Annotated in this window: 30 protein-coding genes; 11 read left to right on the top strand and 19 right to left on the bottom strand. The window is 70.0% G+C overall.

The annotated features are described in order from the left end of the window. The first annotated feature begins 2 nt into the window (after positions 1-2). A complete protein-coding gene (locus tag BCF44_RS53185) occupies positions 3-290 on the top strand; it encodes a hypothetical protein (RefSeq protein WP_116182249.1) in 288 nt (95 codons plus the stop codon). A 40-nt stretch (positions 291-330) separates the two neighbouring features. Here the strand turns inward: BCF44_RS53185 and BCF44_RS53190 are convergent, their stop codons facing one another. From BCF44_RS53190 to BCF44_RS53225, 8 genes are all read right to left on the bottom strand, one after another. After that, positions 331-552: a hypothetical protein gene (locus BCF44_RS53190; RefSeq protein WP_147329059.1), complete on the bottom strand. Its 222-nt coding sequence runs from the start codon at positions 550-552 to the stop codon at positions 331-333. Between the two features lie 17 nt (positions 553-569). Beyond that, positions 570-899, bottom strand: coding sequence for a hypothetical protein (locus BCF44_RS53195; protein ID WP_116182251.1), 330 nt, complete (start codon positions 897-899; stop codon positions 570-572). 151 nt (positions 900-1050) lie between these two features. Continuing rightward, positions 1051-2091: a helix-turn-helix domain-containing protein gene (locus BCF44_RS53200; protein WP_147329060.1), complete on the bottom strand. Its 1041-nt coding sequence runs from the start codon at positions 2089-2091 to the stop codon at positions 1051-1053. After that, entirely contained in the window at positions 2088-2372 is a 285-nt protein-coding gene (locus BCF44_RS53205) for a hypothetical protein (protein WP_116182253.1), read from the bottom strand. Before BCF44_RS53205 ends, BCF44_RS53200 begins: the two co-directional genes overlap by 4 nt. 563 nt (positions 2373-2935) lie before the next feature. Beyond that, the gene (locus tag BCF44_RS53210; RefSeq protein WP_116182254.1) at positions 2936-3187 is read right to left on the bottom strand and encodes a hypothetical protein; all 252 of its coding nucleotides are present in this window, start codon (positions 3185-3187) and stop codon (positions 2936-2938) included. Further along, entirely contained in the window at positions 3184-3648 is a 465-nt protein-coding gene (locus BCF44_RS53215; RefSeq protein WP_116182255.1) for a hypothetical protein, read from the bottom strand. Before BCF44_RS53215 ends, BCF44_RS53210 begins: the two co-directional genes overlap by 4 nt. Before the next feature lie 119 nt (positions 3649-3767). After that, positions 3768-4274, bottom strand: a complete 507-nt coding sequence (locus BCF44_RS53220) for a hypothetical protein (protein ID WP_116182256.1) — start codon at positions 4272-4274, stop codon at positions 3768-3770. 2 nt (positions 4275-4276) lie between these two features. Beyond that, a complete protein-coding gene (locus tag BCF44_RS53225; RefSeq protein WP_147329061.1) occupies positions 4277-5692 on the bottom strand; it encodes a helix-turn-helix domain-containing protein in 1416 nt (471 codons plus the stop codon). Between the two features lie 380 nt (positions 5693-6072). Between BCF44_RS53225 and BCF44_RS53230 the strand changes: the two genes are divergently transcribed. Continuing rightward, positions 6073-6336: a hypothetical protein gene (locus tag BCF44_RS53230; RefSeq protein WP_147329062.1), complete on the top strand. Its 264-nt coding sequence runs from the start codon at positions 6073-6075 to the stop codon at positions 6334-6336. A gap of 25 nt (positions 6337-6361) precedes the next feature. Here the strand turns inward: BCF44_RS53230 and BCF44_RS53235 are convergent, their stop codons facing one another. Continuing rightward, on the bottom strand, positions 6362-7003 hold the full coding sequence (locus tag BCF44_RS53235; RefSeq protein ID WP_116182259.1) for a hypothetical protein: 642 nt from the start codon (positions 7001-7003) through the stop codon (positions 6362-6364). Between the two features lie 342 nt (positions 7004-7345). Between BCF44_RS53235 and BCF44_RS53240 the strand changes: the two genes are divergently transcribed. Both BCF44_RS53240 and BCF44_RS53245 read left to right on the top strand, forming a co-directional pair. After that, a complete protein-coding gene (locus BCF44_RS53240) occupies positions 7346-8095 on the top strand; it encodes a hypothetical protein (RefSeq protein ID WP_116182260.1) in 750 nt (249 codons plus the stop codon). 76 nt (positions 8096-8171) lie between these two features. Beyond that, the gene (locus BCF44_RS53245) at positions 8172-8741 is read left to right on the top strand and encodes a hypothetical protein (RefSeq protein ID WP_116182261.1); all 570 of its coding nucleotides are present in this window, start codon (positions 8172-8174) and stop codon (positions 8739-8741) included. 111 nt (positions 8742-8852) lie between these two features. Here the strand turns inward: BCF44_RS53245 and BCF44_RS56390 are convergent, their stop codons facing one another. After that, on the bottom strand, positions 8853-9014 hold the full coding sequence (locus BCF44_RS56390) for a hypothetical protein (RefSeq protein ID WP_170218259.1): 162 nt from the start codon (positions 9012-9014) through the stop codon (positions 8853-8855). 74 nt (positions 9015-9088) lie between these two features. Then, positions 9089-9715 (bottom strand): helix-turn-helix domain-containing protein, encoded by a 627-nt coding sequence (locus tag BCF44_RS53250; protein ID WP_147329063.1) that lies wholly within the window; start codon positions 9713-9715, stop codon positions 9089-9091. Between the two features lie 789 nt (positions 9716-10504). On the opposite strand from BCF44_RS53250, the gene BCF44_RS53255 reads away from it, so the two are divergent. Continuing rightward, positions 10505-11245: a M50 family metallopeptidase gene (locus BCF44_RS53255; RefSeq protein ID WP_116182263.1), complete on the top strand. Its 741-nt coding sequence runs from the start codon at positions 10505-10507 to the stop codon at positions 11243-11245. 106 nt (positions 11246-11351) lie between these two features. Beyond that, complete coding sequence (locus tag BCF44_RS53260) at positions 11352-11879, top strand: hypothetical protein (protein ID WP_116182264.1); 528 nt, start codon at positions 11352-11354, stop codon at positions 11877-11879. Between the two features lie 66 nt (positions 11880-11945). Here the strand turns inward: BCF44_RS53260 and BCF44_RS53265 are convergent, their stop codons facing one another. The 8 genes from BCF44_RS53265 to BCF44_RS53305 all read right to left on the bottom strand — a co-directional run bounded on the left by BCF44_RS53265 (position 11946) and on the right by BCF44_RS53305 (position 19595). Further along, the gene (locus BCF44_RS53265) at positions 11946-12533 is read right to left on the bottom strand and encodes a hypothetical protein (protein WP_116182265.1); all 588 of its coding nucleotides are present in this window, start codon (positions 12531-12533) and stop codon (positions 11946-11948) included. Positions 12534-12695: 162 nt separating this feature from the next. Further along, positions 12696-15056 carry a hypothetical protein gene (locus BCF44_RS53270; RefSeq protein WP_116182266.1) on the bottom strand — a complete coding sequence of 787 codons (2361 nt, stop codon included), beginning with the start codon at positions 15054-15056 and terminating at the stop codon, positions 12696-12698. A 78-nt stretch (positions 15057-15134) separates the two neighbouring features. After that, complete coding sequence (locus tag BCF44_RS55110; RefSeq protein WP_147329064.1) at positions 15135-17150, bottom strand: hypothetical protein; 2016 nt, start codon at positions 17148-17150, stop codon at positions 15135-15137. 157 nt (positions 17151-17307) lie between these two features. Next, a complete protein-coding gene (locus tag BCF44_RS53285) occupies positions 17308-18234 on the bottom strand; it encodes a hypothetical protein (RefSeq protein WP_116182269.1) in 927 nt (308 codons plus the stop codon). A 62-nt stretch (positions 18235-18296) separates the two neighbouring features. Next, the gene (locus BCF44_RS53290; RefSeq protein ID WP_116182270.1) at positions 18297-18542 is read right to left on the bottom strand and encodes a hypothetical protein; all 246 of its coding nucleotides are present in this window, start codon (positions 18540-18542) and stop codon (positions 18297-18299) included. Further along, complete coding sequence (locus BCF44_RS53295) at positions 18539-18955, bottom strand: hypothetical protein (protein WP_147329065.1); 417 nt, start codon at positions 18953-18955, stop codon at positions 18539-18541. Before BCF44_RS53295 ends, BCF44_RS53290 begins: the two co-directional genes overlap by 4 nt. Further along, positions 18952-19317, bottom strand: coding sequence for a hypothetical protein (locus BCF44_RS53300; protein WP_147329066.1), 366 nt, complete (start codon positions 19315-19317; stop codon positions 18952-18954). The genes BCF44_RS53295 and BCF44_RS53300 overlap by 4 nt, the downstream gene beginning before the upstream one ends. Beyond that, on the bottom strand, positions 19314-19595 hold the full coding sequence (locus tag BCF44_RS53305) for a hypothetical protein (RefSeq protein WP_147329067.1): 282 nt from the start codon (positions 19593-19595) through the stop codon (positions 19314-19316). Before BCF44_RS53305 ends, BCF44_RS53300 begins: the two co-directional genes overlap by 4 nt. Positions 19596-19857: 262 nt before the next feature. Here BCF44_RS53305 and BCF44_RS53310 point away from each other — a divergent pair, with 262 nt between their 5' ends. The 5 genes from BCF44_RS53310 (at position 19858) to BCF44_RS53330 (ending at position 24703) form a co-directional block, all read left to right on the top strand. Further along, the gene (locus BCF44_RS53310; protein ID WP_170218260.1) at positions 19858-20601 is read left to right on the top strand and encodes a GntR family transcriptional regulator; all 744 of its coding nucleotides are present in this window, start codon (positions 19858-19860) and stop codon (positions 20599-20601) included. After that, positions 20602-21453, top strand: a complete 852-nt coding sequence (locus BCF44_RS53315; RefSeq protein WP_116182275.1) for a phosphoribosylaminoimidazolesuccinocarboxamide synthase — start codon at positions 20602-20604, stop codon at positions 21451-21453. It begins immediately after the preceding gene. 11 nt (positions 21454-21464) lie between these two features. Continuing rightward, positions 21465-21707: a hypothetical protein gene (locus tag BCF44_RS53320; protein WP_116182276.1), complete on the top strand. Its 243-nt coding sequence runs from the start codon at positions 21465-21467 to the stop codon at positions 21705-21707. A 93-nt stretch (positions 21708-21800) separates the two neighbouring features. Continuing rightward, positions 21801-22169: a hypothetical protein gene (locus tag BCF44_RS53325; protein ID WP_170218261.1), complete on the top strand. Its 369-nt coding sequence runs from the start codon at positions 21801-21803 to the stop codon at positions 22167-22169. A 470-nt stretch (positions 22170-22639) separates the two neighbouring features. Further along, entirely contained in the window at positions 22640-24703 is a 2064-nt protein-coding gene (locus tag BCF44_RS53330; protein ID WP_116182278.1) for a helix-turn-helix domain-containing protein, read from the top strand. Positions 24704-24955: the final 252 nt, after the last annotated feature.

Raw genomic sequence — 24955 nt, forward strand, 5'->3', positions numbered from 1 at the left:
GCATGATCGAGGGGCGCATCCTGTGGATGCGCCCCTCGACCTTGTTGGAGGAGTCCATGGCCCAGGTGCACCGCATCGGCCCCGGCGACCACCCGGTGACCCGTGACGAGGTGCTCGCTGCCATCGACCAGCTGCTGGCCGGGCACACCGAGGCCCCGGACGCGATCACCGTGCCGGGCGCGCTCGGGATCGTCCGCGGCCTGGTGGCCGGCATGCCGTCCAGCGCCGGCTCGCCGCCGGCCGACAGACCGGACGCCGTCGTGCTGCCGCTCTCACGCCGGCATACCTGAACGACTCCGCCACGCCGGCGCTGGATGTGCCGTTGACCAGCTACTCCGCCACTACGAAGCCCTCGCCGGGGAACGCGTCCGGCTTGTAGACGCTGCGCTGGAACCCGCCTGCCGGCAGTTCGTGCCACACCTCGCCGGCGTCCAGGAACACCAGCCATCGCCCACCCAGCGCCGGGCTCCGCTCCGGCTTCTCGACGAACACCACGGCCGTCGCCGCGTCCAGCTCCAGCACCTCGCGCCTGTCCCACGCGCTACCGGCCATCATCCTGTCCTTCCTGCTCAGCGGGCTGGCGGTCTCCGAGCCGACGGCGGCGCCGCGCTGACCACGCTGGGCGGCAGCAACATGCCGCAGGTCGCCAACACCTCGCCGACACCCGAGCGCAGCGGAACCTCCACGTAGACCCACCAATCCCCGTACACCGACTGCACGCAGCCCTGCACCGTCGCCGGCGTCGCCGTGGTCGGATCCCACCCCTGGCTCCGCACGATCAGCGGCGTCGCGGTACCCCAGCCCACCCGCTTCGGCCCGTACGCCCGCAGGTTGAGCAGAACCTGTTGCTCAGGCACACGTGCGGGTCGAACGGCGCGGTAGGACAAGTCCAGGGTCATACCGTCGATCGTCGTTCATATGTTCGACGCGCGCTATCCTACGTGCGCTGATCGGATCGTGGGGAAGACGACTCCAGTCAGGAAGGCCGTCGGCACGCACCCCCTCGCGCCGACGGCCTTCGCCATGCCTGCGCCCGTGCGGGCGCCGACCTCAGATCACCAGCACCGAGGCGCCCGGCTCGCGGTCGCGCTTCCCGCTCGCCAGCCCGAGCCGGAACCCGACCTCGATCGCGAGCTCGGCGACGTTGCCGCGCTCCGGCGCGTTCCGCAGCATCTTCACGATGTACGGCACGAGCTTCGCGAACAGCACCTGGGCACCGGGCAGGTTCTCGTCGAGCACGTTGAAGACCGTCTCGGTCACCGCCACCGCGATCTCCTGCTGGCGGTCGTTCACCAGCATCTCGGCGACGCCGGCCAGCGCCGCGTCCAGCTCCTCCTCGGGCACGCCGGCCTGCATGAACCGCTGCTTCGTCTTGGCCAGGACCGGCGTCGTCCAGTGCCGCGGGTCCGACATCTCGTCCTGGACGGCCTGGTGCAGCTCCAGCCAGAGCATCACGACGCGGTCCACCTGGCGCGGCGGCAGACCGCAGGCCTGCGCGAACGCCTTGACCTGGTTGACCCGTGTCGGGAGCACCCCGCGCTTCGGATTGAGCATTGAGTACAGCTGCGACCTGCTGATTCCGGCCCGCTGCGCCAGCTCGGACATGGTGTCCTTCGCTCGATCCCGCAGCGTGCGCAGCAGCCCGATGAACTCCGGCACCGTCGCCGCCATCAGCTCGTCGTCCCGCGTCGCCACCGCGCACTCGCCGCGGTGGTCGACGTCGTCGATGCTCAGCGCGTCGATCTGAGCCCACAGCCGCTCGATCCTGACGATGTCCTCGGGATGGGCCCGGGCGGCCACCAGCAGCCGGTCGTAGTTCGCCCACGGCAGCAGCTGCTTGGCAGGCTCCTCCTCCAGATACGCCGGCACCTCGACGCTGCCAGCCACCAGGAGCTTCGCCGTCAGCCGGTTGAGGTTCGCCATGGTCGTGTCGACGAGGTCGGCAGGGCGCAGGATCTCTGGCCGCGCCCCACCCATGATGACGCCGGACGTGCCCGTGTGTGTCGTGTGGTTCCACTCGGTCTCCCGATGGAAGACGCGCATGTCGCCGTTGATGCTCCCGGCCATGACCTGCTGGGACTGGTCGGTCACCACAGCGCACCAGCCCCAGTGCGGTGTCCGATCACCCGTAGCGCCGGCAGCGCGCCGGCGCCGCCGACCGCGGCCGCCGCGGTCACGACGACCAGGCCCCCGGTCAGGCACGCTGCGAGGCGGACGTCGACGCCGTACGCGACCAGCGCCAGCAGCAGCGCGGCCTCGATCGCGAACAGGAACACGACCGGCGGGCTGATCACCGCCGCCCGACCGGTGGTGAAACAGGTCGTGCGAGGGGCGGTGAAACCCGCCTTGGGAAACGTGCCACTTGTGAGCATCGCTCACTCACCGAACCTTTCTGTTCCCGTTTTTGGGATCAGTTATGAGCCGGTGCGCCACCCAGTAGTGACGCGCCGGCTATGCGATCAGCCGAGTCTTCGTCGGTCTGTTGATGCACTCCGCGGCACGCAGTTGGCGCTGCCTACCGCCGAGGTCACAACTCACGTTGTGACCAGAGCATCATGTCACCAGGGTCCGACTAATACCAACTTGCCCATCAACTCGCTGACCTGGCGTTTGGGCTCCGCCAAGGCGGAGTGATGTGCTCAATTGTGTCCAACGGAGATTCGGTCACGCCCTCCCGGTGCGTGACCGAATCTCATTTCCGCAGGTAGCGTGCGTCTAAATGTGTCCAATACAAGTTGCACCCACTTGCAAGGTGGGTATGGTGTTGACACCACCTTGTGGAACACGGCGAACTTAGCCGCTCACTTGGTGCGACGAACCTGAGCCGCTATGCGATCAGCCGAGCACAGGTAGACGGCCCCTAGTTGGCGCTGGGGGCCGTCAGTCTACGTACGGTCAGTTGGCGCTGGGGACGTGCCGTCCGCGCCGGGCATCGTCAGGCGGACGCCCCTGACCGTTTGCGGTCCAGCCCCGGCGCCGGCGTCGTGCGGCCCTCGACGATCGCGTTGGTCACCCGCTCCATCAGGTCCAACGGCATGTTGCCCTGGTCCCACGCCGCCTTGCAGCCCAGGCACAGCACGTGCAGCTCGTGCTGCTCGGTGTCGTGGTCGGGGACGAACGTCACGGCCAAACCGCTGAGCGGGTGCGGGCACTCCTTCGCCACCACCAACAACCGGGGCACGTTCACCGCTGCCTCCGGCCATCGAGGTGGTCGCCCTGCACTGGGCATTCCCGCGCGGTGACGGCCTCGGCGAACACCTCGAACCGGCTGGTGGCGTGTGCCGTCCACGCCGCGGCGTACACGCTGCGGGCCTGCGCCGCGCGCAGCGCGCACTCCGTCTCCAGCGTCGGCCACCCGGGCGTCGAGTCGCTGTTCACCTGGTTCGTCCACTGGCCAGTGGAGGAGATCCACAACTCGGCGCGGTCGCCATGGCTGCGGATCTGCTTGGCCACCCACGTGCCCACCGCGTCCGGGGACGTCAACACCGTCTCCGGCTCCGCCGCCAGGCGGATCGCCCGGTCCGCCGGCGTCGGGACGGTCTGCGCGGCGGCGACCAGGGTGTAGCCGTGCCAGTGGATGGCGTCGACCTGGTCGACCGCCCGTGTGGTGTGCGATTCGGTGGCCTCGACGTCGTCGTGCCCGGTCATGCCCGCTGTCCTTGTCCCCAGTCTCCGACACCGCTACCACCGTGGTGCGCGGCGAAGGACAACCGTAGAAACACCAGGCCAGCGGGGGTCGTACGCTCCGTACGGCCCACCCGGTCGGGCTACAGCACGCCTTTGCAGACGGTCGCCATCAGCCGTGCGATCTGCTCCTCCGACAGAGCGCCGCCGCTGCCGGCCGCGACCACGAACAGCAGCCGGACCATGCCCTTGAGCACCTCGGGCTCGGCCGCCACGAGCACGGCCCGCGCGCCGCCCCTGCCGCCCCGGAAGTACGCGACCATCGCGGAGCCCAGCAAGGCCCGACACGGCACCTGCGGGTCCGGGAGCCCGTTCTCGGCCTCGTAGGCCCGCGCGCCGGCCTCGCCGGGCGGCCACTGGCCCCAGCTCAGGCAGTACTCGACCAGCGACATCGCCGCCCGCCGCCAGGCCCTGATCCCGAGATGGTCCAGGACGATCACCAGCTGCTCGGCATGGCGAGGGTCTCCGCCGTCGGCGGCGGTCTGCACCAGGGCGCTGTGCACCTCGGCGACCGAGCCGGCCGCGCTGTCCGGCAGCGGCTCGGCGAAGGGGTTGGCCGGCGGCGACGTCATCGGCCGCAGCTGCGGCACGGTCAGACCTCGACGCCCAGGCGGCCGGCGAGCTCCAGCAGCGGCCGGTCGACCTGGCGCTGCTGGTCGACCAGCTCGGCGACCACCTGCTTGGGCAGCGACTGGTAGGGCAGCCAGTCCGGCGCCATGTCCTCCATCGTCAGCAGCGTGGTCAGCGCGTCCTTGCCCTGCCCGGTCCGGGTCTGGCACAGCGCGACGTCGGCGAGGTGGCGGGCCCGGGTCGCCAAAGGCAGCGGCGCTTCGCGCGGCAGCGTCCGGGCGATGTCCAGCGCGGTGTCGTAGTTCTCGAGCACCACCGCGCAGTCGGTCTTCAACATGACGACCTTGGCCGGCCCGAACACCGACTGGTGCTCGCTGCGCTCGTAGCCGACCCGGCCGGCCGTCTCGCCGGCGACGGCGAGCAATTCCTCGGTGTCGCCGGGCAGCTCGGCCCGCGCGGCCGCCGTCGCCGCGGTGACCGTGAGCAGGCCGTAGGCGGTGAGCTGGCCCAGCGGCGCGTCGCCGGCCGGCTCGATCCCGCGGGCGGCCGTGAGCGCCACCCGCTGCGCCTCCGGGAAACGGCCCTGCACGAGCAGTTGCCAGCTGCGGGAGATGCGCAGCGCGGCCGCGAGCAGTTCGTCGGTGCCGCTGTTGGCGGCCTTGACGGCCTCGGACAGCGCCATCCACGCCAGGTCGGGCTGTGCCAGGTGCACCATGCAGTCGCCGGCGGCCTGCAACACCCGCGCCAAGGCCTCGGCGGCCGCCGGCTGCTCGGCGACCGGGACGGCGCGCACGGTCGCCCGGATCTGCGGGATCGCGGTCGGCAGCAGCCGGGCCAGCTGCTCGAAGCGGCCGGACCAGTAGCAGCCCCACAGGTAGTCGGCGGTCCGCTCGGCGTCGCGCAGGGTCAGCGGCTCGACCGGTTCGAGCTCGTCGACCAGGTCGTCGTCGACCGGGGTGAGCGCACGCCTGATGGCCAGGATGCCCTCGGCGTTCGGGTCGGCGCTGGGCAGCGTGTCCGGCTTGGCCAGCAGCCACGCCACGGTGGTGTCCAACGCCGCGGCGACCTTCTGCAGCAGGGGCACGGTCGGCACCCGTCGGCCCTGCTCCAGCGACTCGACCGTGTGCACGCTGATGCCGGCCTTCGCGGCCAGCTCGCCGCGCTTCATGCCCGCCTTGGTGCGCTTGTGCTCGACCCGCGCGCCCAGGCTGAGGGGTTCGTTGTCCATCTCGACCACCATCTCCGTCGGCGTTCCCAGCGTGCCAGAGCCGCCATCGACGACGGAGGCCGCGCCCTGCCCGCCGACCTGCTCCCACCCACTTGGCCGATCCGCCGGCGCCGCCCGCCCGACCGCCACGCCCTCCGTCCAGGCTTCCCACCGGACGGGCACGCTCACCCTGCCGCCGCGCCGGCTCACCACGAACTGCCGTGCACGCACCAGCTCTTGCACTTGAAGTGCGACCAGGAAATGAAACCTCAAGTTTCACGTATCGCGTAGCGATACCATAGCTCAAAAGAGTTGATCTTGTGGCTAGATGAACGCCGCGCGCCCGGCTCCGGACACGCTCGCCACCAGCTCGTTCACGCCCCGTTGGCGGTGGTTTCGCGGCCTCACCGCGCGGAGCAAGATAGTGGATCAGCCGGGCTTACGCGGACCGCATCAGCACCTGTCGGCATGGCCGGCGCGGAGTGTCCGCCGCCGGCGTTCGGTGGCTGGCGAGGCGGAGCAAGATAGTGCGACAGATATCTTGTGCGGCCGCGCACGGAGGCCAGCGCGCCCCTCACGGCCGCGCGACGGCCGGCGACTAACCTTGGCCGATGACGCACATGTCGTCCCAGTCCACCACTCCAGGCCAGGCTTGCGCGCTGTGCACCGAGCCGGCGATCGAGGTTCTCCCGGTGCTGCGCGAGACCGGCGCCGACGAGGTGTGGCCGGGTGTGCCGGTGTGCGCGACCCACAAGCGCGAGTTCGTCACCGATCAGTCCATCGTCGGCCGGTGCCTGCGCGGCAAGCACTACGGCCCGTGGGGCGCGCGGTGCTTCAGCCACGGCGACCGCTTCAACACGCCGATGGTCGGATAGGACAGCGCCGCCACGACCGCCGGCGTCAGCCGCGGCGCAGTAGTTCCGGCCGGTACACGCCGACGCCGGCCATCCCGCTCCGCGCCCGCTCCAACGCGTTCGCGAACACCCGCCTCGGCAGCCGCGGCGGCACCGCCGGCGTCGACTCCGGCGTGAGCAGCTGCTTGTAGGCGACCGGCTCGGCCCACTCCGGAGTCGCCTCGGGCCGACTCGCCGGCACGTAGCCGACGACGCCGTCCTCACGGACGACCTCGCGGATTTCTCGTTCGGCTGGCCAGCGTCGGCACGCTCGGACAAACGCGGCCTCCTGCAGCTTCGTGCGGCGCCGGTCGACGGCACGTTGCTCGGGGGTGCGCAGCGTGCGCTTGGTGGTCAGGCTGCGCTCCCGGGCCCGCTTGCCAACGGCCTGCCCGGTCACTCCCAACTCGCCGCCGATCTCGGCCCAGGTGTGCCCGTCGGGGGTGCGCTGCCGAGCTGCTTCGATCGCGCGGTCGATCTCCGCCTCGACGACGGCGAGCAACGCCTCGCGTGCGGCGTGTGCCGCACGTAGCCGCGTCAGCTCCGGCGTCGCCGGCGACCGCCCCCTGTCCCCGTACCCCTCGGCGGTCGCCAGGACCCATGCCGCCACGGCGTCGGCGAGGACGCTGTCGTGGTCACCGGCGGACACGAGCGTGTCCGTCTTCGGCGACAGAAATCATGATCGACCCCCTATGCACACAGGTATCCCTCCGGGATACATGAAACTCCAGGTTTCAGCCGCCCATTGCGAAATGCCAGAGGTGTGTCGGAGTTCGATCATGTGCGAGGGCGCGTCGCCGGCGGGGGACCCCGTGGGCCTACCAGCGGGGGACCCCGTGGGACGTCCTACTAGAGAGGAACTCCCAGGGTGCGGCCACGACGCAGGTCAGCGCCGCGCAAAGGGGTCCGCTGGTTCCCCAGACTCGATAGCCAAATCGGTAGATGACGGCCATCGGCTGCCCGGAGACGGCGGACACGGCAGGCTGAGGCCGTGACCTTGACCGTGACGCCGCAGCTTCGCGCCGTGCCTGCCGGCCACGTGCTGGCCATCGCCGAGCGCGGCTTCACCGTGCTGCCGAAGGCCTTCGTCGACGAGCACGAGCACCTGGTGGTGCCGCTCGCCGAGCTCGCCGGCGACGAGCTGATCGCCGACGAGCGCGGCCGCCAGCGGCTGCCGGAGCCGGGCGTCGACGTCGTCGTAGTCGACGGCGAGAGCTGGGCGCAGGCGTGGTGGATTCCGCGCGCCGAGCTGCACACGCTGACCGCCGAGCAGGCGCCGGTCAGTGTGTGGGCCACCAGGTCGGGCCGCTACCTGCGCCGGCACGCCGGCGGTGAGGGCCTGGCCGTGCCCGCGGCCGCGCGCTGGAGCGTGCTGGAGCAGCGCGCCGCCGGCGAGCTGCTCTACCGCGTCGACGAGCAGCATCTGGTCGATGACGGCTCGCGGCTGATGGCCGTGGTGCGCGCGGCCCGCGCCGCCGTCACCGCGGTCACCCTGCCGGTGGCCGGCGACGCCGCCGGCGAGGCGGAGGCCTTCGCCGCGCTGGCGACGTGGGTGGAACTGCTCAACCAGACGGTGGTGGCCGACCTACGCCGGCAGCGCGCCGGCGTCGCCGCCCGCGTCGCCGACCAGCACGACGGCGACCTGGAGGCGGTGGCGCGGGCGCTGAGCGTGCATCGGCCGGTCTCGCAATGGACGCTCAAGGACCTGCTGCGCCGCCGCGACACCACGCGACTGGCGTAGTTGACACCCCTACCGTCGGCGCTGTGACCGGGCACACTCGAACGTCTGAGCGGTAGACCGACGTTGGGGGACGGAGATGCTCGACGAGAGCCGACGCGACGACATCGGCTGGCTGATCGCCACCTACGACCAGCTGGTCGACCAGGCGACATCGCAACAGCGCGACGAGGACCTGGCCGTGGTGCAGCGCTGGCTGCGCCGGGTCACCGGGATGCCCACCATCAGCGCGGCGCTGGACGCCGCCCGCCGGCTGACCCGGCACGGCAGTCCCTTCGTCGCGCCGGTCGTGCCGGAGCAGGCCCGGCGCGACACTCGGCGACGTGCTCAGCACGGCGTGGTGCCGGCGCTGACCGACGAGACCGCCGCCGAGTTGGAGCGGCTGCTGGCCGAGTTGGGTGACAGCCCGCGGGGCCGTCGGCCCACTGCAGCGGAGCGTGCGCAGAACGAGCGTGTCCGGCAACGGATTCACGAGCTGACCGGCTTCACCCGCATCTCGGCGGCCCACCACGCGCTGGACAGCTACGTGAAGCGCCGCGACGGCGTCCGCAAGTTCATCCCGACCAAGTCCTACGCCGAAGGCCCCGGCCGGAAGCCACCACGGATCACCATCGTCGGTGGTGGCGCACCTGGCGGCGGACGGCGGTGACGCCCCCACCCCAGCATCGGCAGCGAGTACTCCCGAGATGCGAGGAAGGGGACGTGCGCGTCGGCACGTCCCCTTCGTTGATCGTTTGCTACCTGGCCCGGCCTCGACGCACTAGTGGCCGCGGTTGTGCAGGGCGAGGAAGGCGACTGCCATCGTGCCCAGGCCAGCGAGCACGGCGCCGGGGATGTTCCAGTACGCCCAGTACGTCAGCGCGCCCGACACGACGCCGGCCAGGAACGCGATCACCGCGATGATCGCGGTGCGGCCGCTCACCGGATCCTGCGGCGGCACCGGTGTGGGCGGCTGCTGATGACAAACGCACGCACAGCCCGGGGTGCAGGACCCGCTCATACCGCCACCTGCCTGCGTTCTTCCGCAAGCACATTACGGGCGGTAAGCAACTTCGCCCTGATCGTCGCGTTGACGCCGACGACGGACAGGAACGCTACCAACGCCTTGTCCGACGGCAACTTCTTGCCGCTGAGCATCCGGTTGATGGTCGAGGTCGACACCGAGCCGTCCGCGGTCTTGTCGTGTCGGCTGAGCATCGCGACCGAGTCCGGCGTGAGCTCGTACCGGTGGTTGTTGTCGACCAGGTAGGCGCGCAGGACCGTCGCGAGCTCGGCGACCGTCTGCGGATTGGGGAAGATCAGGTCCTTCGGCTGTAAGCCCAGGTCTTCGATCGCGGCGAGGCGCCACAGCGTGTCGGCGCGCGCCACGGTCTCCTTGTTTCCGGTGAGCCTCGCGAGCTGCCTGACGAGTTTGCGGTTCGGCAGCGCGGTGCCGTTGAGCGCCTTCGACAGTGTGCTGACGCTGACATCGCAGCGGTACGCAGCCTCGCGCAGAGTCTTGTGGTCGAGGCAATCACGCAGGTACAGCTTCAGCTTCGCGACGGCGGTGCCGTCATCGATCAGCGGCGTGATGCGCCGCCCTGCTCCCAGCTGCAGTCTCACCGCAGCCTTGCGTCCGATCATGGTGACCCGTCTCTCCATAGTGCCTGTCCAGGCGAGGTGGCGGCCGTCCGCGAAGTCGGGGTGCGATGGATTCCCGTCCAATCACACCTGCGGAGGAGACCGTGAACCTCACAAGGGTCACCCACGGATGCCGTTCCTGGCAATCAATCTGCGTCACGGCGCGAACATTCAGCGCCGCATCAGTCAATCGGGTAAATGTTTCGCCATGCTGCGCGCGCGCGGCCATCGGCCATGGGGTTGACCTGCGCAGATGTGATGCATTTGTTTCGCCGTACTGTCATTTCACACCACGTGCAGGGTGGTGGCTTGCATTCTCTCCTGGCACGCAATGGGGCCCGAAACTCACCGAGAAGTCTGTCCAGGCGAGATGAAGGCACCGAGGAGGCTCGTTCCCGCGGGTCCTCCTCACCATCTTCGCGGTGCTGGCCACCGCGCATGTCAGACCGTTTGCCGCTGTTGAACCGCACCGACGCGGCCTTGCCCGGTGATTCCTGCACGTGCTGGCGTTGCACCGAAACACCAGCCGCAGTTCGGACAGCTCGCCCAACGCCCCACCCGCCGCCGGCCGCCTGGATGCGCTGGCGCAGGTAGGCGGCGAGGTCCGCTGCGCTGACCTGCTGCGGCGTGGCCGGCGGCACCAGCAGCTGCGCGAGGAGACGGACGGTTGCCAGCACCGGTGGCGCGGTGCCGGCGATCTTCAGCTCCCGCAGGGGCGGCTAGCTACCGTCCAAGCCGGGCCGATCGTTCGGCGGATTTCGTCGTTCGCGTGGATGTTGGTTGATTACCACCATGAGCGTGGGGGACGACGGGTGGTCGATCACGCAGGTGACGCCTCCGGTGGGATGGTGGGTGCCGGTGGTGACCAGTGTGTTCGCACTGGTGGCCAGCGCGACGGCGGTGCTGCCGCGCGTGCTGTGGTCGCGCCACGTCACCGTCGGCCTCAACCTGCTCAACGTGGTGACCACCGTCGGACACGAAGCTGGGCACGCGTTGGCCAGCTGTCTGACCGGCGGCGGGGTCTGGGTGATCCAGGTGTACACACCGGACTCAGGCGTCACGCACCTCTGGCATCCGTCCCGGCTGAGCTCGATCGTCACGAGCGTGGCCGGCTACGCGTTGCCGCCGCTGGCCGGGCTCGGCGCCGCGACGCTGCTGGCCCGCGGTCACGCCCCGATGCTGCTGGCGCTGACGGTCGCGGCGATGCTGCTGATCCTGGTCGTCACCCGGGACCGGATCACGTTGGCCAGCGTGGTCGCCATCGGCGTGGTGGCGGGCGCGTCGCTGTACTGGGGACCGGTGTGGCTCCAGCAGTGGATCGCCTACGGCGAGACGTGGCTGCTGCTGTTCGGCGAGGCGTTCGGAGTGCTGGTGATCACGCTCAACCGCGTCCGCAGGGGCTTCGCCGACCGCAGCGACGACGCGGCGGACCTGGCGCGGGCGACCCGCATCCCCAGCGTGGTGTGGCTCGCGGCCTGGTTGGCCCTGAGCGGCTGGGTGCTGTGGATCGCGATCCCGATGCTGTGGCCCTGACGGCGCGCGACAGGATCTCGGCAAGGCCATTCACCCGATCGGGAGAAGCGCGGCCATCCTCAAGTTCACACATAAAATTCGGCGTTCGTCCGATAGGATGGACCGCATGCGGACCAGCTCAGCGAACGCGTTCTCGGATGGCCAGGCCACGGTGCTTCTGGCCGATCTTGTCGCCCAGATCGACGCCGGCGGCGACATTGACGTGAACGCCGCGCGGGAGTTCTTGGCCAACCAGCCGCCCAACGACCCGGGGGACCGAGGGGCAGTGGCGCAATGGCTGGGCCGGCTCTGTGTCGAAGCCTCAGACAAGGTCACCACAACCTGGATTCCGCGGAACGTCGCCAGCGCGGCTGCGACGATTCTGTGGCAACACGGCATTGATCACAAGCTGAATGTGAGCCCAGTGGACAAAGGGCTGGAGCGTCTGGTTTTCTCGCCGGTCGACGGTGTGACGATCGGTGGCTCTGCTCGCCGTATCAACAGCAGCAACATCGAAGAGGTCGCCCTCTGGCTGGGTATCGACACCGCGGTCGACCCGGCTGCCACCGAGCTCGAAACGGCAGGCGGCCCGGCTCACATCGGCGACATCATCGAACGCGCCGAGAGCGGCTCCGTCAAGGTGCTCGCCGCCTAGCCAGGCTCGCAATAGGAAAGGCCCCGCCGACGTTCGGCGGGGCCTTTCCTATTTCCTGGGTAATGGTCACGTCGGGAGCCGAACGGATTCCACCTGGCGTGGCTGCGCGAACAGGCTGGGCACGCCCGCCGGCGGCGGGGCGATGACGGCCTCCTCGGCCGCGCCGTCTGTGGCGTCCAGCAGCTGGTTCCGCCGCATCGTCAGCTCCGCGAGCAGCCCCTGGGCGCTGGCCAACTCGTTCCGGTCGGCCAGCCGAGCACGGAGCATGATCCACACGGCGGCCGCGCTGACCGCCGAGACCGCCATCATCACGACCACGATCGGCGCCGGCCAGGACTGTGCCAGGGCCAGGACCGTGACCACGGCCGCGATCACGCCGGCGGCACTGGTGTTGAGGAACCGGCTTACCGTGATCTTGTCCAGCGCCTCCGACGCCCGCCGCACCCGCCGGAACGCCGCGTCGATGGCCTCGTCGAGCTGGAGCAGCTGCGGCGTGATCGCCTGCAACGCCAGCGACGTGCGCGTGAGCTTGTTGATCCGCTGCTGATACAGCACCGCCAGGTCCGAGCCCGGCTCCTGCGCGTCGCGCCACTGCGTCTGCTGGATGACACGGCCCAGCATCTGCTCCTGCAGAGTCTCGTACTGGTTCTCCACCGCTCTACTCCTCGTTACCGTGGGTGATGGCCTGGGGGTGCTCACTCACTAACTCACTCATCACCGGGGAGGGGGCTCGTGGGCGCGCGTGCGCTGGTGAGACCCCCTCCCCATCCCCGTGAGTGAGTGATGAGTGAGTGAGGTGATGAGTGATCGGTCTTGCTACTGGGCGCGACTGGACTGGTCGCCGGGCGCGGCGAACACGCTGCCTCCGGCGCTGTCGAGCTTGAGCAACTCGCCGCGGGAGACCATCTGCCGCAACAGGTTGTAGACGGCCACATCGTTGGCCACCGGGTCGCCGGCGGCCCGCAGCGCGGCGATGATGTCGGCGGAGCGCATCGGTTCGTGGGCCTGGGTGACGATCTCCACGATGCGGTCCCGCCGCGCGGTCGGCTCCGAGGCGGCGGCCGGCTCCGAGGCCTCCGGCGCGGGGGCGGCGGGCTGGTCCGTGGCCGGCTTGCCGCCGCCGCGCAGCGCCGTGAGCGCCGCGTCGAGCGAGCCGTACTGCTCCAGCAGCTCCCCCAGCGCCATCGCGAACCCGTCCTGCTCGGCCGGGGTCATCTCGAACAGCTTGATGCCGGCCAGCTCGGCGAAGCGGATCACCTCGCGCGGGTCGACCGCCATCGCCTCCAGGCAGGTGCCGGTCCCGATCACGATCTTCTCGGCGGTCGCGGCGTCCTCGGTGGCGGGCTGCGTCGGCGTTGACGGGCGCGCCGTCGAGGCCTGCGCTGCCGGAGCCTCCGCCGTCGGCATCGGCGTGGCCACACCACCGGTCAGATAGGCCAGGAATTCATTTGTCATGCGGGTGTGTCGGGCGGCGTACTTGGGGCCGGCCGCTCGCTGCGAACCCTCGTCCAACGTGCGAACAAAATGGCGTCGCGACCACGCGATGTCCGCGATCGTCTGTCCATCGTGCAGTTTGGTCTTGGACGGGTCGACCTCCTGCACATACGGGCTCTTGACCAACTGCGGATACGAACCGCTGCCGTCGTTCAGCCAGAACTCGCCCTTATTGCGCGGCATCTGCAGCTTGTAGTCGCCCATCAGGCGGCCGATCGCGGCCTCGTCGCTGATCATGAAAGCGGTGGTGAAACCGGCCTGCGCCTGGATATCGCCACCCTGGTCGCCGAGCTGGTCATTGGTGTCACGCTGAGTGGCGTATTGCAGCCAGCACTCCGCGCTGCCCGCGCCTTGCCCGATCATTCCCGCGATCTGGCTCATGTTGACCCGCTGTCCGTCGTACACGCCCCACACGTTCTTCTTTCGCAGGGCAAAAGACGCCTCGTCCATGATGCAGATGATGGTCTTGAAACCACCCCGGTCCTGAACGCGGACAGACTGCCGGTAACGCGCGACGGACATCAGCGAGCACAGCATATCGACCGTGTCCTGAGCGCCATTCGCCACCCAGTCAAACGGCAGCGGCTCGTCGGTTCCCAGATAGCATTCCAACCAACCGGCGACCAGGTCGTAGAGCTTCTCGGTGCCGCAGATCCAGACGACGCAGTCCTCGCACCGCGTCATGTAGGCCAGCAGGGTGTTCATCAGGCTGGACTTGCCCGAGCGGGTCCGGCCGATGTGCTGGCCGTGCTGGGCCAGCAGCAAGGGCACGGCCTTGGCGTCGATGCCGTAGCCGCAGGTCATCGGCTTGCGGATGCTGGCCCACTCCAGCACGTCGCGGTACTCGTACAGGCGGGCGGTGACGTCCTCCATCACCGTGGTGACCGTGTACAAGCCGGCGGCGTCCTGCTTCTGGATGCTGACCCAGCGGCTGTGCAGGTCCACGCCCATCCGGGCGCTCAGGCCGATCGCGATCGGCTCGGCCAGGCCGGCCGGGACCGCGGCCTTGTCCAGGCCCTCGGCCGCGCGGGCCGGGGGGACCCGCACGTAGAAGCGGGCGCCGAACACGCCGGACTGGTCGTCGGTGATGAGCTCGTAGCGGACCATCACCAGCCAGCCGAAGTCGAGCTCGGCCAGCACCGTCATCATGACCTGCTCGTCGTGGGAAAGCTGCTGCCAGGTGCGCTCCCGCACCGCCATGGCGCGCGAGTGGTCCAGCTCCAGCTCGGTGCCCGGGCCGGCGGTGAGCTCGGCCTGCTCCGGAAGGGGCGAGGCGGCCTGCTCGGCGGCCGGCGTGGCCTTGGCCTTGGGCGGCAGCCGCAGCCACCAGAACTCGAGGAGCTTGGCGGTGCCGATCTGCGCGCCGGTGAGCACGAGCAGGCCCAGCAGCCACACCGGCCACCAGTGGATGCCGATCAGCTGGAGGGCGCCGATGGCCAGCACGTCGGTGACGCCGGCGACGCCGATCCAGCGGATGGCCTCCGTCTTGGCGTGGTTGGGCCAGTGGCTGAACAGGCGGGCCCCGTGCACCACACGCGACGCGATCAACACGCACACCAGGGCCAGCCCGGCGGGCACGGCCACCGCGAGCAGCAGCGGGACGCCGACGATCGCGGAGAGCATGCCGATCCCGGCGGTGATCGTCGAGGCGAGGCAGGGGTAGTAGACCTTGTACGGGAGCACGGGGAGAGTCCTTTCCAGTCCAGCAAAGAGGAAGCGAGGGCCATGGCTGCCGGGGCCATGGCCCCCGCGTTCATCCGGTCAGCTACCGAGGACCACCGTGCGGATCGCCGCGTAGCCGCGGGCCATGCCCCGGCGGTTCTCCGCGGTCGTCTCGAGGTTGGTGGCCTCCTTGCTCAGCCGCTCGTGGGTCTCCGCCATGTCCGGGCGGCCGACCAGCAGACCGGCCTGCTGCCGCGCGGACCGAGCGTCGTCGTCGAACTTGCCGGCGCTCGACAGGGCGCCGTTCTCCGCCTCGGTCCACGCCTGCCACTGGGTGGAGGCGTTGGCCGGGTCGATGTTCGACGCGCTCGTGGTGGTGTCGACCTGCTGGGTGTTGTTGTCCATCGGGTTGCTCCTCACGGTTGGGATGTCCTGATGCGTGCGGGTCGGACGAGGTGGAGTCGGGCGCCCCGGCGTGGTGGTCACCACCCGCGGCGGGGTCGGCTGCGCCGACTGGGGGTTCGGGTAGAGCGGGAAACCGTTGTCGTCGAACTCCTCCTTCACGGTCGTGGGCTTGGTCTTCGGCGCAGGCGCGGCGGCCGGCTCGTCGACGACCACCGCGTCGACGACCGTCGGCGCGGGCTTCGCCGGCTTGGGCTCCGCTCGCGGCGCGCTCGTCGCCGACGCGGGCTCGGACGTGGTCGGCCTGGGCCTGGAGGGCGGAGTCGGCGAGGGGAAGCCCCCGTCGTCGACAAGGGGGCTGGCCGTTGTCGACGTCCGAGCCGGCTTCGGCGGCGGCGATGGCCAGCCGCAGTCGTCCACCGGGATCTCCTCAGTGTTCTTGGCCGCCGCGGGCTTGCCGCCGCCCCCGCTACCGCTGCCACCAGCAGTGGCGGCCGCAGTGGCAGGCGCGGTGCCGGCCTCCTCACGCTCACGACGCCGCCGACGTCGACGGGCTCCACGGCTGGTGCCCTCGCCCGGCTCGGGCGTCGGCTTGTCCGTGCTGTCGCCGCCCTTGTCGGTGGTGCCCTTGTCGGTGGCGTTGTCGTCCTTGTCGCCGCGCCGACCATCGGTCGTGTCCTTGGTCCCCTTAGTGGGACCGGTCGACGCCTCATCGCTCGACTTGGACCCGTCGGGCTTGCCGGTGCCGGGCTTGTCGGCTCCGGGACCGGGCGGGTTGACCAAGGTCATCGGATTCATCGGCTTGCCGCCCCCAGGACCACCCTTGCCTTCGGTGGGCTTGGTGCCCGACGGACGGTCACCGCCGGGCGCAGTGGGCCGACCGCCGCTCGGCCCCGAGGTCGGACGACCGCCGTTGGGCGAGGTCGGGCGACCACCAGCCGGCGCGGTCGGACGGCCCCCGCTCGGTCCAGCAGTGGGGCGACCGCCGTTGGGCGAGGTCGGACGGCCACCGGCCGGCGCGGTGGGCCGGCCACCGCTGGGCGAGGTCGGACGCCCGCCACCGTTGGGTGAGGTGGGCCTGCCACCTGCGGGGGACGTCGGTCGGCCACCGGCCGGCGCGGTGGGCTTGCCACCGGGCGAGGTTGGACGCCCACCGGCCGCCGGCGGCTTGCCGCCCGCCGGCGCGGTCGGACGCCCACCAGGCGCTGAGGGCTTGCCGCCCGGAGCGGTCGGCCGGCTGCCCGTGGGCCTGCCACCAGCGGGCGAGGTCGGGCGACCACCACCGCCGGGGCCGCCGGAAGGCCGGCTACCGGCGGGCCGAGAGCCGTTGGGCGAGGTGCCACCAGGCCGCCGGCGACGTGCCAACCAGACCAGCAGCAGCACCAGGCCGCCGACAAGGACCAACGCGCTCACGACGATCACTGCGGCCACCGGCGACACCATCCACAACGCTCCGCCGATGATCAGCACGACGACCACGCCGAGCGCCACCAGCAACCCGACATGACTGGGACCCTGCGGCGCGTCCTTGTCGCCGTTGGGCTTCTTCGACGAGGAGTCGCCGCCCGACGTGCCCGCCGACGTCCCATGCGGGGCCGGGCGGGGACCAGCCTCTGGGGCCTTGTCCTCCGCCGGCTTCGGCGGCTCCGGCGGGGCCGCGCCCGCGAACGCGGACCCGGACGGCCTCGCCTCGGGCGGCTCGACGTTCGTCATCCTCATCACCTCCTGGCTTCCTGTAGTTACTGGATCTACTGTGGTTACTGCTGCTGCCCGCTGGGCTGTTTCTGCTGTTTGGAGCTGTTACAGCGGGTCTGGTGGTGAGCCGACCGGACGCCGGTCGAGCCGACTCACCACAGCTGTGGTGGTCATGTCAAAGCAGGTCGACGCGGCCGGTCAGGCAGCGGTGGATCCGCTGTGCCACCCGGACGTCGATGCCGGCGCCGGTCGAGGAGAACGCCTTCTGGATCTGGCTGCGGCTCGGCGTCTCGGGCAGCGTGCCCATCGCGATCATGTGGCGCACGGTGCCCATCGACTCTACGAAGTCGATGTCGGCCACGCCGTGGTCCAGGTCGTTGATGTGCCGCCACATCACCGGCACGGTCTGGATCGCCAACACGGCGCTGACCGGGCCGATCGCCGAGACCATCGCGGCCAGCAGGCCAGGGTGCGAGGCGAGGAACGGCACGTGCGGCCAGATGTTGAGCGTGAGCGTCTCGCCCAGGAACACGGCCTCGGCGAACTTGATCGCCCGGTCCTTGACCAGGACACCGTTGGTGGCCATGTACGCCTGGAACCCGAACATGGTCAGCAACAGCAGCGAGATGAACGGCTCGACCAAGTAGGACAGCAGCCAGTGCGCCGACCACGCCTCGGCCCCGGCGCTGACGGTGGCCTGCACATTGGCCGTGGACCAGCCCAGCGCGCAGACCAGGCCGACGCCGACGGCCACCGTCACGCTCTTGCGCCACCGGGCCGCCGTCAGCGCCCGCCGCTGCGGGTTCTGCTGGAGCTTGTGGAGCTTGGCCGCCTCGGCGGCCCGCGTGCGCTCCCGGATCACCTGGGGCGTGTCGGCCTCGACCCACGCCTGGTCGTCCTGGAGCCCGCCGATCGCGTGCTTCTCGGCCAGTTGCCCGCGCAGCTTGCGCACCTTCCGCGTCTCGCCGGAGGCCTGCACCACCGGCGTGCCGACGGGCCGACGGGCGGGGTTCGCGCTGTTTGGAGCCGGTGCAGGGGTCTGCGCGGCGGGGACGTTGGAAACCGCGGTGTCGTCGACCGGTCCGTGAAGAGTGGAGGTCATCGCCAGCCTTTCGATGGTGCGGGTCGCAGGGGACGTCGTCGAGGTCCGGGGATCGGGGATTGTCATCCTGTGCTCGGGAAATCGTTGCCGCTCATGGGAATGCGGCCGGTCAGGTGGCCGTGGATGGCGCTGATCTTGCAGTACGCGCCGGCGGCCGTGATGCCAACGAGGCCGCCGAACACGGTGGGCGGCCCGATCACGCCGACCACCAGCGCGAGCTCCAGCAGCGCCGTAAACAGCAGAAACAGTGCGGCGTGGGTGGCGAGCCGGGTGCACTCGCCGGTCCAGATGTGGTGAGGGAGGCTCATGACCACGTCCTCCAGTCCGGCACCATGTAGACGCCGTGGCGCTGCGCCCACTGCTGACACCAGCGGCCGACCTCGTCATCGCGCTGGACGTCGACATGGCCGGCGTCCACCGCGGCGGCGAAGCTCTCGGCGGTGGAACGGGCGATGCCCTGCCGCTCGCACTGCACCGGCAGCGTCCCGAACGGATGCGCGACCAGCCACGTCCTCAACAAGACGGTGAAGCTGCTGATCTCGCCCTTGGCGTCGGGGTGCCCGATCAGGCCCGGCAGCACGGCCATGCCGTGCGGCAACTGCCACGAGTCGATCGCGACCGGTGCGCAGAACGCCCTGTTGAGGGCCGTCCGCGCCCAGACGCACTCGACCGTGGAGGCCTGGTAGAGCGGCGTCGACTGCTGCATCGGCACGGGGATCATCGCAGGCCCCCGTTGGCGGGCAGCGGGCAGTAGCCGTTCCAGCGGCGCAGCGTGGCCTGGCCGTCGAGACTGGGGCTGATCTGGTGCGCCATCTGCACGATGCCGTTCCAAGTGCACCAGGTCAGCCGCCACTGGCCGGGCTCGATCAGCGTGCCGGTGGCCATCATCTCCCAGACCATCTGCCGCTCCTGATCGGCCAACAGCCGGGGCGCGATCTCGTCGGTCGGCCGGTGCAGCAGCGTCCCGAGCTTGGTCCAGCTCCGGTCCTCGCTCGGAAGCACGAGCAGCTCCCCCAGAGCGGCGGCCTGGAGCAGGCGGTGCGGCTGCCACATCGCCTGGTCGAGGGTCGAAGGCGCGCTCATGCCGACACCGGCACCGCGTTGAGGAACTCTGCGGCGGCGGAGTCGACGAGGCGCTGTGCCCTGCGCACGGCCAGGTCGTTCCGCTGCCCCCCGATGGCGGCGATGCCGGCCTCCAGCGTCAGCATCGACTCCAGGCGCCGCTCCAGCGCCACGTCGATCGCGCTGGAGTACGTTGATCCGGCCTGCTCCAGCGTCAGATGGACGCTCAGCGCCATCAGGTCACCGTCGGTCGGATCCACCCAGGGCAGCTCAGCTGCTGTCGTGTCGAGTGAGCGCAACCGCGCTCCCCCTCGACCTGGGACACTTCCCTTCACGACCGGTCTCCTCTCCAGGTGGGCGGTCGATGAGGTCCCGTCGGATGCCCCCGGCGGGATCTCCTCTTTTTCGGGCCTTGACAGGTTTCGACCGTAGCGAGTGTGCTAGAACACTGTCAATAGTGGTGTTCTAGAACGCTGCGTGTGATCATCTCCACCGCGCTGGTCATCGGAGCGTGAAGCGTGCTAGAACACCGACAACTGCAAGATGAGGGAGAGCAGTCCAGTGCCAGCCGTCAACCGGGAGCCGCCGTACTTGCAGGTGGCGCGTGCCTTGCGCGAGCAGATCCTGTCCGGGGAGCTTGCCGAGGGGAACACCTTCCCGTCCGCACGCAAGATCGCCCAGGACTTTGGCCTTGCGCACGCGACGGCTGCCCGGGTGATCAAGACCCTCCAAGACGAAGGGCTGGTGGCCAGCAGGCCAGGAGCCGGGACAGTCGTCACGCGGAACTCCCTACACCGGTCAGCGCAGGACCGGCTTACCGCGATCACCCGTACCGGTCTGATCTACCCGGAGGGCCACTACGCGGTCATCCGCTCCGCCGAGCTGGTCCCCGGGCCTGGGTACGTTGTTGAGGCGTTGGGTCTGGAGCCGGATTCGGCGGTCATTCGTCGCCAACGCACCACGTACAACCCTGACGAGGCACCTGAGTCCACCTCGATTTCATGGTTCGACGGAGCCTTGACCGAGAACTGCCCCGATCTCCTTGTGGCTGAACGGATCCGCAGAGGCACGATCAACTACATCGCCGACCGAACCGGGCGCGCCCTGCGCCATGGTCGTGACGGTGTCGCCGCTGGTAGGGCCACCGACGAGATCGCGGCCGAGCTGAGGGTCGAGCCGGGCGCGCCCGTGCTGCTCGGGCGCAACTGGTGGACCGACTCCGCAGGCTGGGTGGCCGAGTTCGGGGAGTCGATCGCCCCAGAAGGCCGCTGGGTTCACTACGACTATGAGATTGGTAGCGAGTAAGTGAAGAAGGTTCACTCCGGGAAGGTCCGCGACCTCTACGAGCTGGACGGCGGTGACCTGCTCCTCGTCGCCACTGACCGAGTCTCGGTCTACGACGTCGCGTTGCCCACCGACGTCCCGGACAAGGGCAAGCTGCTCACGTCGTTGTCGGCCTGGTGGTTCGAGCGCATGGCCGACGTCGTCCCCAACCACGTGATCAGCGTCGACGACGTCCCGGAGGAGTTCGCCGGCCGGGCCATGCGTTGCCGGCCGCTGCGAATGCTGCCCGTCGAATGCATCGCCCGCGGCTACCTCACTGGTCTTGGCCTGCGCGAGTACCAGCGGGACGGCGCGGTCTCGGGCGTCACGTTGCCCGAGGGCCTGGTGGACGCCGACCGGCTGCCGGAGCCGATCTTCACGCCCACCACCAAGCTCCAGACCGAGAGCGGGCACGACGAGTTCATCACCTTCGACGACGTCGTCGAAGCCGTCGGCAGCAGCGACATCGCCGAGCAGCTGCGCGAGCTCACCCTCGACATCTACCGACGCGGCGCGGCTCGCGCGCTGGAGCAGGGTGTGATCATCGCCGACACCAAGCTGGAGTTTGGCCTGGACGCCAACGGCACCCTGACCCTGGCCGACGAGGTGCTCACCAGCGACAGCAGCCGATTCTGGCGCTTGGACGAGTGGCAGCCCGGCCGGCCCGGCGGCCAGCGCTCCTACGACAAGCAGTACGTCCGCGACTGGTCGGTCAGCACCGGGTGGGACAAGACATACCCCGGGCCCGCCATGCCGGACGACGTCGTCGCGGCGACTCGCGCTCGCTACGTTGAAGTCTACGAACGCATCACCGGCCTGACCTGGTCAAACTGAAGGAGAACGCGGTGAGCAACAGCGACGACAACACGTATGACCCCGTCCATCTCACGCACGAGGTGTTCCGGCTCCTGCTCGACAAGGGCCTCCCCGTGACGCGGGACGGGGACTTCGACGCCGCCGTCGACGGCGCCAGCGCCATCCTTCGCTGGTTGGGGCTCGAGCCCGAGATCCCGGCCCAGGTCGCCGGCTACAGGCGGCTCGACTACAACGGCCAGCTCGGATACAACCGCCGGATCCACGGCGACTGACAGCTGATACCCCACACGCCGGTGATCAAAAACCCGAGGGCTGCACGGCGTGGCGGCGGGATTTCTGCAAACAGATGCGCTGGGATGGACGTCATGAGTGGTCTGCGGAAGGCGGGACGCCCAAGCAAGGGCGACCGCGTCGCGGCTCGCACCCTTCTCCCCCAAGAGGTGCGGGCCAACGTTGACCTGCTCGTGGACGGCCCCGGTCTGCTCGGCGAGATCGTCGCGACGTTGGCCGAGGTGGGTCTCCAGTACGTCGAAGAAGCCGTTTTCGCGCCTTCCCCCGCGGACGCGGTGCCTACCTGGACTCGACTTCCCCGGTCGGTCCGGATCAAGATCGACGACCTGGTGAAGGCCACCTCGCGCAACATCGGCGACGTGATCGCCGCCCTGGTGACGGTCGGTTTGCGCCACCGGAACACGTCTGCGCATGGAGCGCAGCAGGAGGCCCTGATGACCTAGCAAAAGAAAAGGCGACCCCGTCGTCCCAACGGAGTCGCCTCAAAGTCGCACCGCTAGTTGGACTTCCCCATCCAACTCGGCGGTGAGGAGAGGAACCGGATCCCCACCCGGCGTCTCTCCACCTTCACCCGGTTGTCAGCCGGTGTTTCAACCCCTCGCTCCAGAAGGGCCTTTGTTATGCCTGGAGACAGGCTAGCTCAGGCCCGCGAGACACACAAAGCACCGATCAGTGGCGTGTCTGCGGGCTCTTCTGCTGTCAAAATCGTTTTCGCAGGTCAGAGGCGGTATGACCACCTCTGGCAGATGATCTGTGTCTCAGGCCGCCCTGTACGCGCTCGGCGAACCTCCTGGCACAGCACAAAAGCCGACCCGCGCTCGGCGGCTGCCGAACGCGGGTGCTGCCGTCCGGACAGCCTGCAAGGCTCCAAACAGGGAAAACAGGCTGAGCGACTGTCGCCGGCGGTGTCTGCGTGACCACCGCACAGCGCACCCGCACCACCTCCTCGGCGTCTCGCACGGCCCTGCTCGACGGCCCGTGCGTGACCTGCCATGTCTCCGCCGGCCGCCAGCGCGGCACGCGCCTGTCCACTGTGGTCTGTGGCCCGTGCTGGGCTGCGTTCGGCGGCAAGCCAGCCGCGGACGAGATCGGCCCCGAGCCGACACACACCGCGCCGCTGCGGATGCCGTCCGGCCAACGGCACTGGCTGGCCTCGCTGCGCCGCGCCGAGTGGGTCGAAGGCATCCGCCGGGACGGCCGGGACAACGTCCTGGACATCGCCAAAGTGCTGGCCCGGCACGCCTCCTGGGACACCCTGGAGACCTGGCCGGGCTGGGACACCCTCATGGCCCGCACCGGTCTGAGCGAGACCACCATCCAGCGCTGGCTGCAGGAGCTGAAGCTGCGCGGCTGGATCATCGTGATCGAGACCGGCTCCACCCCGCTGACCAGGCCGATGGCGCTGTGCGGCACCCCGGCCGCCGCCGGCGAGCAGGGCCTGGCCGAGTTCGCCGACGCGGCCGCCGGCGTGGTCCGCAAGCTGCGCGGCGAGGTCGAGGGCAACCGCCGCGCCGTCTACGCCCTGCGCGTCCCGCTGTCCCCCACCGAGGCCGTGGCGTGGGCCGCCGAGCAGATCGCCCAGCAGGCCGCCCAGGTCGCCCAGGACGCCGCTGAGCGGGCCGCCGCCGAGGCTCGCGCCAAGATGGTCACCCGCGTGCGCGGGCTGCTGGCCAAGGCCGCCTGCACCGACTACGACCCCGAGCGGCGCTCGCTGCTGGCCAAGGCCGCCGCGCTGCGCGCCGAGCACGGCATCGGCCCGGCCGAGCTGACCGACCCCGAGCTGGCCACCGCCCAGGCCCGCCGCCAGGAGGCCGTCGAGTTCTCCGAGGCCATGGCCGACCCCGCGACCGCCGCGGCGTTCACCCGCATCCTGAACGACCTGGAGAACGGCGCTGACCAGGCCGAATCCGCTTCACTTGGGGAAGAAAAGGGGTGGCCTACGTACTTCCCTGATCAAGATCAGGGAAGTACCAGCGTGGGTTACGCGCGCGCGAGGGCTCGCGTTGTGGATGACTGCGGCCAGCCGCTGGCGGATCCGTGGGGCGGACAGGACCAGAATGACGCCCTTCGGGCGCGCTTCGAGGAAGAGCAAGGCTGGGCTTCCCGGGTCCCGACCAGCCCGTTTGAGGAGCTGATTGCGGCCGCCTGGGTGCAGCGCAGGCTGGAGATCGCCGGCCACCTGACCAGATTCGCCGTCCGGCAGCTGTGCCGGCCGTTCTGGCGCGCTGGCTGGGCAGGCGTCGACCTGGTGCACGCCGTCGACCACCTGCCCAGCGCGTTCGGCGCCCGCGCCGGCGTGCCGATCAACCGGCCGGTCGACCTGCAGCTGGGTCGGCCGCCGGCGCACCTGTCGCCGGCCCGGCAACGGTCCTGGCTGCGCGAGCAGCAGCTGCGGCTGCGCAAGCGGATCTGGGCCCACCTACGCAGCCGGCTCGACGCCTGGCGCACCCCCGACGGTGGCATCCGCACCGGCTATTACCAGACCCGCGGCCGCCGCCTGGCCATCCGAAAAGCCCTGGTCAGCCAGCATGGCCGCGCGGCCGCGCAAGTGCTGCGCGACGAGGACCTGGCCGCCGACGTCACCCTCACGCCGGAGCACATCGCCGCGTTCGGCCGGCGCATCGCCGAGCAGCTGCGCCGCACCGAACCAGCCCGGCCCGGTCGGCCGGCCGTGCCCCGGTCCAGCCAGGCCACCCGGGCCGCCGCCGTCGACGAGCTCGACACCACGATCGCGGTCAACCGGGCCCGCCGCGCCGCCGACCAGGACGTCCACCAGCAGGTTCGCGACCGCTACCGCGACCAGTTGGCCGCCGCCCGGGCCACGCTGGCCGAGCGCACCGGCGCGGACCTGGCCGGCCGGGCCGCCCCGCTCGCGCCCGACGCCGCCGACCTCACGCCCGAACAGCGCTGGGAGCGCGCCCGGGCGATGGCAGCTGCGGAGGGCCGGCGCACCCGCCGCCGTGGAGGCCGCCGGTGAGCCTCGAACGAGAGTTGCGCGTACGTAGGCAAAGCCAGGCCAAATCTGTCCACTCACAGGAGGCTTCAGGCGGCAAAATTTGTAATGATCACCATCAAGATCAGCTAGTTTCAGTTATGCGTAACTCTAAAACGTTTCGAGTTTCATCGAAACGAAACGTTGGCACGATTGGCACGGTCACTTCAGTGGTGACTGACGTTCGATCAGCTCGCGGACCGCCTCACCAGCGCGAATGCGGTCATGGCGCAGTTC

Source organism: Kutzneria buriramensis (assembly GCF_003387475.1).
In the GTDB taxonomy this organism is placed as follows: Bacteria; Actinomycetota; Actinomycetes; order Mycobacteriales; family Pseudonocardiaceae; genus Kutzneria; species Kutzneria buriramensis.

Excerpts from the sequence above, each read along its gene's own strand:
- BCF44_RS53185 (WP_116182249.1), top strand. The coding sequence starts at position 3 with ATGATCGAGGGGCGCATCCTGTGGATGCGCCCCTCGACCTTGTTGGAG.
- BCF44_RS53190 (WP_147329059.1), bottom strand. The coding sequence starts at position 552 with ATGGCCGGTAGCGCGTGGGACAGGCGCGAGGTGCTGGAGCTGGACGCG.
- BCF44_RS53195 (WP_116182251.1), bottom strand. The coding sequence starts at position 899 with ATGACCCTGGACTTGTCCTACCGCGCCGTTCGACCCGCACGTGTGCCT.
- BCF44_RS53205 (WP_116182253.1), bottom strand. The coding sequence starts at position 2,372 with ATGCTCACAAGTGGCACGTTTCCCAAGGCGGGTTTCACCGCCCCTCGC.
- BCF44_RS53215 (WP_116182255.1), bottom strand. The coding sequence starts at position 3,648 with ATGACCGGGCACGACGACGTCGAGGCCACCGAATCGCACACCACACGG.
- BCF44_RS53230 (WP_147329062.1), top strand. The coding sequence starts at position 6,073 with ATGACGCACATGTCGTCCCAGTCCACCACTCCAGGCCAGGCTTGCGCG.
- BCF44_RS53245 (WP_116182261.1), top strand. The coding sequence starts at position 8,172 with ATGCTCGACGAGAGCCGACGCGACGACATCGGCTGGCTGATCGCCACC.
- BCF44_RS53250 (WP_147329063.1), bottom strand. The coding sequence starts at position 9,715 with ATGATCGGACGCAAGGCTGCGGTGAGACTGCAGCTGGGAGCAGGGCGG.
- BCF44_RS53255 (WP_116182263.1), top strand. The coding sequence starts at position 10,505 with ATGAGCGTGGGGGACGACGGGTGGTCGATCACGCAGGTGACGCCTCCG.
- BCF44_RS53260 (WP_116182264.1), top strand. The coding sequence starts at position 11,352 with ATGCGGACCAGCTCAGCGAACGCGTTCTCGGATGGCCAGGCCACGGTG.
- BCF44_RS55110 (WP_147329064.1), bottom strand. The coding sequence starts at position 17,150 with ATGACGAACGTCGAGCCGCCCGAGGCGAGGCCGTCCGGGTCCGCGTTC.
- BCF44_RS53285 (WP_116182269.1), bottom strand. The coding sequence starts at position 18,234 with ATGACCTCCACTCTTCACGGACCGGTCGACGACACCGCGGTTTCCAAC.
- BCF44_RS53290 (WP_116182270.1), bottom strand. The coding sequence starts at position 18,542 with ATGAGCCTCCCTCACCACATCTGGACCGGCGAGTGCACCCGGCTCGCC.
- BCF44_RS53295 (WP_147329065.1), bottom strand. The coding sequence starts at position 18,955 with ATGATCCCCGTGCCGATGCAGCAGTCGACGCCGCTCTACCAGGCCTCC.
- BCF44_RS53300 (WP_147329066.1), bottom strand. The coding sequence starts at position 19,317 with ATGAGCGCGCCTTCGACCCTCGACCAGGCGATGTGGCAGCCGCACCGC.
- BCF44_RS53325 (WP_170218261.1), top strand. The coding sequence starts at position 21,801 with ATGAGTGGTCTGCGGAAGGCGGGACGCCCAAGCAAGGGCGACCGCGTC.